Origin of the sequence: Clostridium sp. BL-8 (genome assembly GCF_002006495.1) — a bacterium.
GTDB lineage: Bacteria > Bacillota > Clostridia > Clostridiales > Clostridiaceae > Clostridium.
In genome coordinates this window covers 20,671-32,478 of sequence record NZ_LZZL01000068.1, presented here as the reverse complement: position 1 = coordinate 32,478, position 11,808 = coordinate 20,671, and the positions used below count along the sequence as shown (strand labels likewise).

At 30.1% G+C, this 11,808-nt stretch carries 10 protein-coding genes; 4 read left to right on the top strand and 6 right to left on the bottom strand.

What is annotated here, in order from left to right:
• The first annotated feature begins 509 nt into the window (after positions 1-509).
• Positions 510-1,904, top strand: coding sequence for an asparagine--tRNA ligase (asnS, locus tag CLOBL_RS20125; RefSeq protein WP_077860657.1), 1,395 nt, complete (start codon positions 510-512; stop codon positions 1,902-1,904).
• 355 nt (positions 1,905-2,259) lie between these two features.
• Here asnS and serC read toward each other — a convergent pair whose 3' ends face one another.
• Complete coding sequence (gene serC / locus CLOBL_RS20120; RefSeq protein WP_077860656.1) at positions 2,260-3,342, bottom strand: 3-phosphoserine/phosphohydroxythreonine transaminase; 1,083 nt, start codon at positions 3,340-3,342, stop codon at positions 2,260-2,262.
• A 303-nt stretch (positions 3,343-3,645) separates the two neighbouring features.
• Between serC and CLOBL_RS20115 the strand changes: the two genes are divergently transcribed.
• The 3 genes from CLOBL_RS20115 to CLOBL_RS20105 all read left to right on the top strand — a co-directional run bounded on the left by CLOBL_RS20115 (position 3,646) and on the right by CLOBL_RS20105 (position 6,187).
• On the top strand, positions 3,646-4,731 hold the full coding sequence (locus CLOBL_RS20115) for an HD-GYP domain-containing protein (RefSeq protein WP_077860655.1): 1,086 nt from the start codon (positions 3,646-3,648) through the stop codon (positions 4,729-4,731).
• A 66-nt stretch (positions 4,732-4,797) separates the two neighbouring features.
• Positions 4,798-5,763 (top strand): glycosyltransferase family 2 protein, encoded by a 966-nt coding sequence (locus tag CLOBL_RS20110; RefSeq protein WP_077860654.1) that lies wholly within the window; start codon positions 4,798-4,800, stop codon positions 5,761-5,763.
• A 10-nt stretch (positions 5,764-5,773) separates the two neighbouring features.
• Positions 5,774-6,187 (top strand): GtrA family protein, encoded by a 414-nt coding sequence (locus tag CLOBL_RS20105; RefSeq protein WP_077860653.1) that lies wholly within the window; start codon positions 5,774-5,776, stop codon positions 6,185-6,187.
• Positions 6,188-6,222: 35 nt separating this feature from the next.
• On the opposite strand, the gene CLOBL_RS20100 is transcribed toward CLOBL_RS20105, so the two are convergent.
• From CLOBL_RS20100 to nifV, 5 genes are all read right to left on the bottom strand, one after another.
• Positions 6,223-6,429, bottom strand: coding sequence for a hypothetical protein (locus CLOBL_RS20100; protein WP_077860652.1), 207 nt, complete (start codon positions 6,427-6,429; stop codon positions 6,223-6,225).
• 234 nt (positions 6,430-6,663) lie between these two features.
• Positions 6,664-7,542, bottom strand: coding sequence for an aldose 1-epimerase family protein (locus CLOBL_RS20095; protein ID WP_077860651.1), 879 nt, complete (start codon positions 7,540-7,542; stop codon positions 6,664-6,666).
• Between the two features lie 47 nt (positions 7,543-7,589).
• Entirely contained in the window at positions 7,590-8,099 is a 510-nt protein-coding gene (gene nrdG, locus CLOBL_RS20090) for an anaerobic ribonucleoside-triphosphate reductase activating protein (protein ID WP_077860650.1), read from the bottom strand.
• 284 nt (positions 8,100-8,383) lie between these two features.
• A complete protein-coding gene (locus CLOBL_RS20085; RefSeq protein ID WP_077860649.1) occupies positions 8,384-10,306 on the bottom strand; it encodes an aconitate hydratase in 1,923 nt (640 codons plus the stop codon).
• 18 nt (positions 10,307-10,324) lie between these two features.
• Positions 10,325-11,494, bottom strand: coding sequence for a homocitrate synthase (nifV, locus tag CLOBL_RS20080; protein ID WP_009167731.1), 1,170 nt, complete (start codon positions 11,492-11,494; stop codon positions 10,325-10,327).
• Positions 11,495-11,808: the final 314 nt, after the last annotated feature.

The following is an 11,808-nucleotide window of genomic DNA, read 5'->3' as shown; positions in this document are numbered from 1 at the left end:
GTGAGAGTCCAAATCTTGCATTTGGTGTCTCGAACTTTCACACAGTGCAATCTATGATTTGATGATGGTCACTTACTCTGTGAGTACTCAAGGAGCGTATGCGAGTAGAGCTTCCTTTATGATGGAAAATAGGCTAGCAAATGGACTTGTTATTTATTTGAATCTGCCTTACATAGAAAGTATAATTTATGCTTAGATATTGCAAAAAATAAGTTAAAAGTAGCTTACTTTATCTATCTTGTATAAACTTACTTTCTATTTTTTCTTTACTGATTTAAATTCAAACTTAACTGAAAATATTCTTTTTATTATCTAAATATAAATAACTCTATATTTATGGACATCCTCAAGTTGCATTCACCAAGAAAGTATTGTAAAATCTATTTATCATTAAGGGTAGCAGGTTTAAAATAATTATAATTTTATAATCTAATGAATTTTATCTTCATTAAATTATAATTTGTATTTCTAACCTCAAGATTAATTATAAAAAATGGAGGTCATATAATATGACAAAATCAATTTCAATCAGAAGCCTTTATAGAAATACAGATAACTTTTTATCAAAAGAAATAACTATATCAGGCTGGATAAGAACTTTAAGAGCATCTAATGCTTTTGGTTTCATAGAAGTTAACGATGGTTCTTTCTTTAAAAATATTCAAATAGTTTTTGATGACAAATTAAATAATTTTAAAGAAATATCCAAATTACCTATAAGTTCTTCAATTTCAATTGTCGGTACATTAGTTGAAACACCAGATGCAAAACAGCCTTTTGAAATTCAAGCAAAGATCATAAATATTGAAGGTATGTCAAATTCGGATTATCCTCTTCAAAAGAAAAGACACACTTTTGAATACTTAAGAACTATTGCTCACCTAAGACCTAGAAGTAATGCTTTTTCTGCAACCTTCAGAGTACGTTCTGTTGCAGCTTACGCAATTCATAAATTTTTTCAAGATCAAAATTTTGTATATACGCATACACCAATAATAACTGGTAGTGACTGTGAAGGTGCTGGAGAAATGTTCAGAGTAACAACTCTTGATCCTAAGTCTCCAGAATTAAATAAAGATGGAAGTGTAGATTTTGAAAAAGACTTCTTTGGCAAAGAAACTAATCTTACTGTATCTGGTCAATTAAACGCTGAATGCTTTGCCTTAGCATTTAGAAATATATATACATTTGGTCCAACATTCAGAGCTGAAAATTCAAATACCACAAGACATGCAGCTGAATTCTGGATGATTGAACCTGAAATAGCATTTGCAGATTTAGAAGATGATATGGAACTTGCAGAAAACATGCTTAAATATGTTATTAAATATGTTATGGATGAGTGTCCTGAAGAAATGCAGTTCTTTAATCAATTTATCGATAAAGGATTACTAGAAAGATTGAATCATGTTGTATCATCAGATTTTGCTAAGGTTACATATACAGAAGCTGTTGAAATTTTACAAAAATGCGGAAAAGAATTTGATTATCCTGTATCATGGGGAATTGATTTACAAACAGAGCACGAAAGATACCTTACTGAGGAACACTTTAAAAAGCCTCTATTTGTAACAGACTATCCTAAGGATATTAAAGCATTCTATATGAGAATGAATGAGGATAATAAAACTGTTGCTGCTACTGACCTTTTAGTTCCAGGAATCGGTGAAATCATAGGTGGAAGCCAAAGAGAAGAAAGATTAGATAAATTAAAATCTAGAATGGCTGAATTAGGTCTAAAAGAAGAAGACTATTGGTGGTATCTAGAACTTCGAAAATATGGAGAAACTAAGCATGCTGGTTTCGGTTTAGGTTTCGAAAGATTAATTATGTACATTACTGGAATGACAAATATCAGAGATGTATTACCATTCCCAAGAACTCCAGGAACTAGCGAGTTCTAATTAATTGATATTTAAAACACTTGAATCCTTGTTATAATGTCATTCTTGTTTTATATTATAACGAGTAAAAAGAGGGGTAAAGTTATTTTACTTCTCTTTTTTATGTTTCATATATTGATTAGATAAATAAGAAATTAAATATAGTTGTTTACTAATACACCTCCCTATTAACTTATATAATTGATTAATCAGACTCATGTTTATTGGAAATATAGGAATTAATTAAAAATACATACTATCATAATTTACTTATAGATGAAATTGGTATAGAGTTAATTATATTTTAAATAAAGAACATGTATCTTATCAAAAAATAAAATACACGTTCTTTTAATTATCTTAAATATAATATTTTCTATTTATTTTCTGCTTCAAATTTCTTCATAAATTCAACTAAAGCTTTAACACCTTCTGTTGGCATAGCATTATATATACTTGCTCTCATTCCACCAACAGTTCTATGGCCTTTTAAGTTTTCAAAACCTGCTTCTTTAGCTTCTTTTACGAACTTAGCATCTAACTCATCTGAACCAGTTACAAAAGGTACATTCATTAATGAACGGTCCTTCTTTACAACTGTTCCATTGAACATACTGCTTGAATCAAGGAAATCATAAAGAATCGCAGCCTTTTCTTCATTTATCTTCTTCATTGCTTCTAAGCCGCCTTTATTCTTAAGCCATTTAAATACTTTTCCGCATATATATATTCCATATGCTGGTGGTGTATTATATAATGATTTATTATCAGCATGAGTTTTATACTTTAGCATTGTAGGAGTTCCTGGTAGTACATCATCAGTAAGTAAATCTTCACGAATTATTACTACGACAACCCCTGCTGGTCCTACATTCTTTTGAGCACCTGCAAAAATCAGTCCATATTTTGATACATCCACCGGTTGAGATAAGAAATCAGATGACATATCTGCTACTAGAATCTTATCTCCTACATCTGGCAAATCTTTATAGCTTGTACCATAGATTGTATTGTTATGACATATATACACATAATCAGCATCCTCAGAAATTTTTAAATTCTTTAAATCTGGTATATATGTGTAAGTTTTGTCCTCTGAAGATGCTATTATATTAACTTTCCCATATATAGCTGCTTCAGCTGCTGCCTTCTTTGCCCATTGCCCTGTTTTAATGTAATCTGCAACTTTATTTTTCATTAGATTCATTGGAATCATTGCAAATTGTTGTGATGCCCCACCTTGAAGGAATAATACCTTGTAATTGCTTGGAATATTTAATAATTCTCTTAATGTTTTTTCGGCCTCGGTAATAATCCCCTCAAAAGCTTTGGAACGATGACTCATTTCCATAACTGACATACCAGTGCCGTTGTAATCTAACATTTCTTCAGCTGCTTCCTTAAGAACCTCCTCTGGTAACACAGCTGGTCCCGCTGAAAAATTATAAACTCTTGACATTAAAAAAGCCCCCTTGTGATATTTTATTTTCTATAATATTATAACACAATTCAGGTATTAAGTAATAAATTTATCACTCCCAATAGTGAGAAAATTTTAAATATTCCTCTAAGCTTCTCTAAATTATTTTTTTCCCTATTTACTTGATAATTGTGTCATTTCAAGACAAATAATAATATATTTTTCTCTTGTACCACTACAAATATGTAAAATTTATTGATATACTACTATTATATTTAGTATTTAATTATAGACTGTGTTGGAAATTGTAATATAATCAAAACACTTGAGGAGAAGATAGTTATGAGATTGGTTCCAATTGAATGCGTAAAGCCTAATACAATTATGGGGAAGACATTATATGATTATAATGGTAGAGTCTTAGTAAAAGCCGGTGTAGTTTTAAGTCAGGGAATTATTTCTAAGATAAAAGAAATAAACATTCTATCCATATATATAGTTGATGAATATAGTTCTGAAGAAATCGAAGATATTATTAAACCTGAATTAAGACAAAATGCAATTTTAACAATAAAAGAAGCCTTTTCAAATATAAATAGACTTACCGTTGCTGATAGATTCTCAAAAAAGGAAGCTGAGTATTTTGAAAATATCGGAAACATGGGAGAGAACTTACTTGAAAATATTTTAAGCAATAAAAATGTATTGATTCCACTAGTAGATATTAGGAGTATGGATAATTATATTTACGCACATTCTGTTAACGTAGCTATAATGTCTCTTGTACTTGGTATTGCCTTAAAGCTTCCAAAAAGGCAATTACAAAATCTTTGTATAGGCGCTTTACTTCATGATATAGGTAAATCATTTATTTCTAAAGAAATTTTAATGACGAAAGAAGATCTGACTCCAGATGAAATTTCAATTCTAGAACAACACCCAACCTTAGGATATAAGTATTTATCTGACTCATATAATTTAAGCGCACATAGTAAGATGATAACCTTACAACATCATGAAAGACCAGATGGATTAGGATATCCTAAAGGCTTACATAACGATGAAATAAACATGTTAAGTAAAATTGTCAGCATTACTGATGCCTATGATTCTTTATCTGCTGGCAGACCAAATAAAAGAGCATTGTTTCCAAGCGATGTTCTAGAATATTTAATGTCCAACGCAGGAAAAGCCTTTGATTATGATATAGTTAATACCTTCTGCAAGATAGTAATTCCTTTTTCTAAAGGCACATTAGTAGAATTAAGTAATGGAGATATAGCTGTGGTTCAAGAGACTTTACCTGGTTTTCCTTTGAGACCAATTGTAAAAATAATTAAAAGTTCTAATACTAATACAATAGATACAGAAATTAATTTGATAGATATCACTTCATTAGTCATAAAAAATATAAAATACGAGTTATAAATTTCTTGATAATATGTTAATAATAGTAATGTGAAATTTTATATAATGTCTACTGGAGGCGACTTTATGAATGATATACTATACCTTGTAATTCCTTGCTATAATGAAGAAGAAGTTTTACCTGAGACTTCCAAAAGGCTGCTAGAAAAAATAAATTATATGATTGCAAATAACCTTATTTCTGATGAGAGTAAAATTCTATTTGTTAACGATGGTTCAAAAGATAAAACCTGGAGTATAATTGAGGAGCTCAATGTAAAAAATACTATCTTTTCAGGAATCAACTTATCAAGAAATAGAGGACATCAAAACGCCTTACTAGCGGGACTTATGACTGCTAAGGAATATGCAGATATGACTATTTCATTAGATGCTGACTTACAAGATGATGTAGATGTTATAGATAAATTTGTTGAACAATATTATAGTGGATGTGATATTGTTTATGGAGTACGATGCTCTAGACAAACTGATACTTTCTTTAAACGATCAACTGCATTAGCTTTTTATAAGCTTATGAATGGTCTTGGTGTTGATATGGTTTATAATCATGCTGATTACAGGCTTATGAGCAAGCGCGCTTTAGATGGATTAAGTCAATATGAAGAAGTTAATTTATTTCTTCGAGGAATGATTCCCTTAATAGGTTACAAATATTCAATTGTTGAATATGAACGCCATGAACGGTTTGCTGGTGAATCTAAATACCCCTTAAAGAAAATGATTGCTTTCGCCTTAGATGGAATAACCTCTCTTAGCATAAAACCAATAAGAATAATAACTTTTCTCGGTTTTACAATATTTTTTATTAGCGGAATCGCTTCTATTTATTCTCTAATAGTCAAATTTTTAGGCACTACAGTGACCGGTTGGACGTCACTAACCTTATCAATTTGGATGCTTGGAGGTATACAGCTTTTATCACTTGGAGTTATAGGTGAATACATTGGCAAAATATATAATGAAACTAAAAGAAGACCTAGGTTCATTATTGCTGATAAATTAATTAATACTAATAAAAGGGATAGTTAGGTATTTATACATGAATAATATTATAAAAAAAATTAAAGATACTTTTATTTCAAAGCAATTTATCGTATTTATTATAATCGGAATTATAAATACATTTAACGGAACTGTATTTTCATATATATATTCTAGCTTTTTAAATGCAACCATAGCCTTTTTGCCTGGATATATTTCAGGACTGATTATATCGTATATTTTAAATAGCTTTATCACCTTTAAAGAAACTCTCAGTCTTAGAAAGTTCATTAAGTTCACAATATCATCCATGCCTAATTTCATAATTCAATATATTGTTGTAATTATCTGTAGTGCTTTTGGAATACAAAAACTTTTCGCATATTTACTAGCAGCAATTATTGGCGTTCCAATTACATTTTTATTAATAAAATTTTTTGCGTTTAACACTAAAAATATTAATACAGAGTAAAAAGTAAGATAAAAATATTTCAATTATGTTTTATCTTACTTTTTATTTTTCATTATGGCTTTAGATATGTATATATTAACGTTTTCTATAGTTATAATGCTTTTTTCTTTAAGCACTTGTATCTCCCCGAGTACTTCTCCAAAAGACATATTCTCTTTTTTAATTTTTTTTGACTTTAAATATATTTCCCTCTTTTTGAAGGTGTACCTGTGTATATCCTTATTACTTATCTTAACCACCATGAAAATCTCTCCCATTTATTTATCTCATGGTAATTTTATCGAGCTAATTTTATTACTCTTTATTGATTTTAAGTAAATAATTGTAACGTTTTTCATACTTCTATTTTATTTTTTTTTAATTTATCCACATGTAAATAAAAATAATCCACAGATATATAGGTTTTATTAATACTTTCTGTGAATTATTTTTACTTAATTATATTTCAAGTCAGATTTTAAGACTTAAATATAAATTTATATAACTGTTATTTTGTAAGTACAACTAAATTCTTTTCCTGGTTTCAATGACAATATACCTTCTTTTTCACTAAGTTCACCTTCAAAGTTTTCATAATCTGCATGTCCAAACCAAGGCTCTATGCACACAAATGGTGCTCCATCTTTTGGTGCCCAAATTCCCATATAAGTAAATTCTTCAAAGTCAACAATTAATGCTCTATCATTATTCTTTGATCTTATTGTTATTTTATCAGATTTTAAATCATCAAATACTAATGCATCATCCTTAAATAAGTCTTTTGATAACATAAGTTTATCCGTAGAATTTAAACACTTATCCCTCTTATGAGAAAGATATCCATCCTTTGTAATAATCATTTTCTTACTTGATTCTCTTTCATTGAATTGAAGATAGCAATCTTCTAATGTATCGTTAGTATTATCAATAGGGCATATAAACGCTGGATGAGCACCTATTGAAAAATATATTGTTCTATCATCTGTATTTTTAACACTATAGGTAACATTCACAGTATTATCTTCCAACTTATACTTTGATTTCAATGAAAACTTATATGGATATACCTTTAGCGACTCCTCTGAATAATTTAATTCAAAAATTATTTCATCCTCTGTTTTTGAAATTAATTTAAATTCTGATGTCCTAGCTAGTCCATGTTGTGGTAATTCATATATCTTTCCATCAACTCTATATTTTGAGTCTATAACCTTCCCTACTATAGGAAATAATATTGGTGCATGATATTTCCAATACTCTGGATCTCCATTCCATAAATATTCAATTTCCTCATTGATGCTTTTTATTGAATGTATTTCTCCCCCATGTGTACTAGCTATAATTTTAATACATGCATTTTCTAAAGAATAGATCATAATGTTTCCTCCTCGAATTAAAATATATAATCAAAAACCTAATATTATTAATACTCTTTAATTACTATAATTCCTTTTTTTAAACTCTCTTGAACATCTATTATTCTTTGATTACTTGATCCCCTAAATTTAAGTCCATCTTCATGCTTTTCCTCTTGAAACTCCCCATCTACTAAAACATCAATATTATTCAATAAATCGTTCCAGCCTAGCCTTACTTCCTTATTTTCTAAAATATATTCATAAGTATACCCTGTATAACTCCAAACACTTAGTTTTGCTTTTTTAAAAGCTTTTGCCATAATAGCGAATTTATCAGCCTGTTCCCATGGATCCCCACCACTAAATGTAACTCCACTTAATATTGGGTTTTCTAATGTATCCTTTATAAGTGAATCGATTGATCTTTCTTCACCACCAGTAAAATCATGAGTATCCGGGTTAAAGCAGCCCTTACAATTATGTTTGCATCCTTGAGCAAAAAATACTCTTCTCATACCTGGTCCATTCACCAAACTTTCATAGGCTATCCCAGATAATCTTATAGTTTCTTCCATAATAACGACCTCTTTCTAACTGCTTTATATTATCACATAAAAATCCTCTTATTAATTAATTATAACCTACCTATAAATATATTTACATAATATATTCTAAATAATCTTACAGTGATTAACATTACTTATAAAGGATTAGTTATTTTAATACTTAGTTTAATATAACAGTTCATTCTTCTTTAGCAATTTATTATTATCTCTTAAATTTTATAAAAGAAAACTCAAGAATTTAATCTTAATAAATTCTTGAGCTTTTTAATCTATACTGTACCGCTATTTTCTGACTAGCTGTTTGCTTTTACATAATTAAGCCTTCCTCCAGACTTAATAACTGCAATTTCTTTTTCTGTCAAATCAACTTTTGCTTCAAATTCAATTCCTTTAGTTAAATTCTTCACTATAACTATTCCTGAATTTAATGCACTTTGAATATTTTCTATCTTTAAATCATCTATTAAATCAATACCATCATAATCTGCTTCATTCTTAAATTCCATTGGAATTATTCCATTGTTAATTAAGTTAGCCTTATGAATTCTTGCAAATGACTTAGCTATAACTGCCTTAACTCCTAAGTAAAGAGGTGCTAATGCAGCATGTTCTCTACTTGAACCTTGGCCATAGTTTCCTCCTGCAATTATAAATCCACCATTAAATTCCTTAGCCCTTGCAGGAAATTCTGTATCTACTGTATTAAAGCAGTATTCTGCAAGATACGGTATATTTGATCTAAATGGTAATAACTTTGAATTTGAAGGCATAATGTGATCAGTTGTAATATTGTCTTCAACTTTTATTAATACTTTTCCATCTAATTCTTCAGCTAAGGCTACACTTACTGGGAATGGCTTAATATTAGGTCCTCTAACAACTTCAACTTCAGCATTAGTTGATGCTGGTGCTAAAATCATGGAATCATCTATTAGGAATTCCTTAGGCATATCTATTGTTAAATCTACATCTACTTCTGTTGGATCAGTTAAAACCCCGTTTATAGCTGAAACCGCAGCTGTTTCAGGACTTACTATATATATTTGTGCTGATAATGTTCCACTTCTACCATAGAAATTTCTATTTACAGTTCTAAGTGAAATCGCATCAGTTCCAGGTGATTGCCCCATACCAATACATGGTCCACAGCCATTCTCAAGAATTCTTGCTCCTGAGCTGATTATATCAGCTAATGCACCGTTTCTAGCTATCATTTCCATAACTTGTCTTGAACCAGGCCCAATTACTAAGCTTACGTTTGGATGAACTTTATTTCCTTTTAATATCTTAGCAACCTTCATTAAGTCTTCATACGAAGAGTTAGTACAACTTCCTATAACTACTTGGTCAACTTTAATATTACCTACTTCACTAACTTTAGCAACATTATCTGGGCTGTGTGGCTTAGCTGTAAGTGGAGTTAATTCACTTAAATTAATTGTGATTACTTCATCATACACAGCATCTGCATCTGGCTTAAATTCTATAAAGTCTTTTTCTCTTCCTTGTGCCTTGAAAAATTCTAATGTTCTTTCATCACTTGGAAAAATTGAAGTAGTAGCACCAAGTTCAGCTCCCATATTAGTTATAGTAGCTCTTTCTGGAACTGAAAGTGTCTTAACACCTTCACCAGCATATTCAAAAACTTTACCAACTCCACCTTTTACGGTTAATATTCTTAATACTTCTAAGATAACATCTTTTGCTGCTACCATTCGGTTTAACTTTCCAGTAAGTTCAATTTTTACAACCTTAGGAGTGTTTATGTTATAAGCTCCGCCTCCCATAGCAAGAGCAACATCTAATCCACCTGCACCCATGGCAAGCATACCAACTCCACCTGCTGTTGGTGTATGGCTGTCAGATCCTATCAATGTATCTCCTGGAGTTGAAAATCTTTCTAAAAATATTTGGTGACATATTCCATTACCTGGTTTAGAGAAATATACTCCATATTTAGATGCAACTGTTTGAATAAACTTATGATCATCTGCATTTTCAAAGCCCTGTTGTAGCATATTATGATCTATAAATGCTACTGACTTTTTAGTCTTTACTCTGTCTATGCCCATAGCTTCTAATTGAAGATATGCCATAGTTCCAGTAGAATCTTGAGTTAAAGTCTGATCGATCTTTAATGCAATAGGTTCCCCTGCCTTTAATTCTCCCTCAACAACATGACTCTTTAAAATTTTATAAACTAAATTATCTCCCAATTTTTCTTCCCCCTGTTTCTATTGCTTATTTTTTTCTTCTAATCGTCTATGATACTCTTTATATAATTGAACTACTTCTTTATCGAATAAAGTTCTCTTTAATCTAACTGCTGTAGCTCTTACAAGTTCAAGTATTCCTTTTGCTTCATCATCTGTAAGTTCTCTATTATATTCTCTAAATTTATTTATTATTGAAGCTCGTCCTGAATGCTTTCCTATAACAATCTGTCTTTCAAGACCAACTATATCTGGATCAAATGCTTCATAATTCTTAGGATCTTTTATTGCTCCATCTGCATGAATTCCTGATTCATGTGCAAACATATTTGTTCCAACAATAGCTTTCCAGATTGGAAGTTCTCTTCCTGATGCTCTTGATACATATTGTGATACTTCTCTAAACATTTGCGTATTTATTGCTTCACCATTATATCCATATACAAGCATTAATGCCATTATAACTTCCTCTAATGCTGCATTACCTGCTCTTTCCCCAAGGCCATTTACAGTTACTCCAACATGGGTTGCTCCACCTTTAATACCTGCTACAGCATTAGCTGTTGCCATTCCAAAATCATCATGTGTATGCATTTCTATATCAAAGCCTGTTTTATCATATATATATTTAATATCATCTCTAATTTTAAATGGCTCCATAATTCCTACAGTATCACAATATCTAAATCTATCTGCACCTGCTTGTTTAGCTGCATTAATATATTCAACTAAAAAGTCCTTATCTGCTCTAGATGCATCTTCCCCGTTAACAGATACATAAAGACCATTTTTCTTTGCAAATTCTACAGATTTAACCATGCTTTCTAATACCCATTCTCTAGATGTTTTAAGTTTATGTTGAATGTGTATATCTGATACTGATATTGATATGGCAACTGCATCAACTCCACAATCTATTGATTGTTCTATATCGCTGACTACAGCTCTATTCCATGCCATAATACTAGGTTTCAAATTTCTTTTTACAATTTCTTTTATAGCCTTCTTTTCGTCCCCACCCATTGTAGGAATTCCTACTTCTAGTTGATCAACACCTAAGTCACTTAACATTTCTGCTATTACTATTTTTTCTTCATTAGCAAAAACTACTCCTGCTGTTTGTTCCCCATCTCTAAGAGTGGTATCTACTATAGTAACTTTTTTGTTATTTTTTAAATTACTAATTGCCATTGCAATCCCCCCACTTTATATTATTACTTATAGCTTAAATCAAATTTTATGTATATTTATAATATCATATATAGGTAAAAGTATACAAGAATTATTTTCTTCCTTTTGCAACAAATCACGATTGCTCCTTCATGATATTTTGAAATTTATTTAAATTAGGAAGAAATTTCCCTTGTTATTGCAAGTTTTTTTTTCAATATTGCATAGTTTAAGAAATCCAATCTTTTATTTTTCTAATAAATTCATGAATTTTGATTTGTATTTATACTAAATAATTACATAATTATGTAGAAAAATTTAATATATAGCCAGAT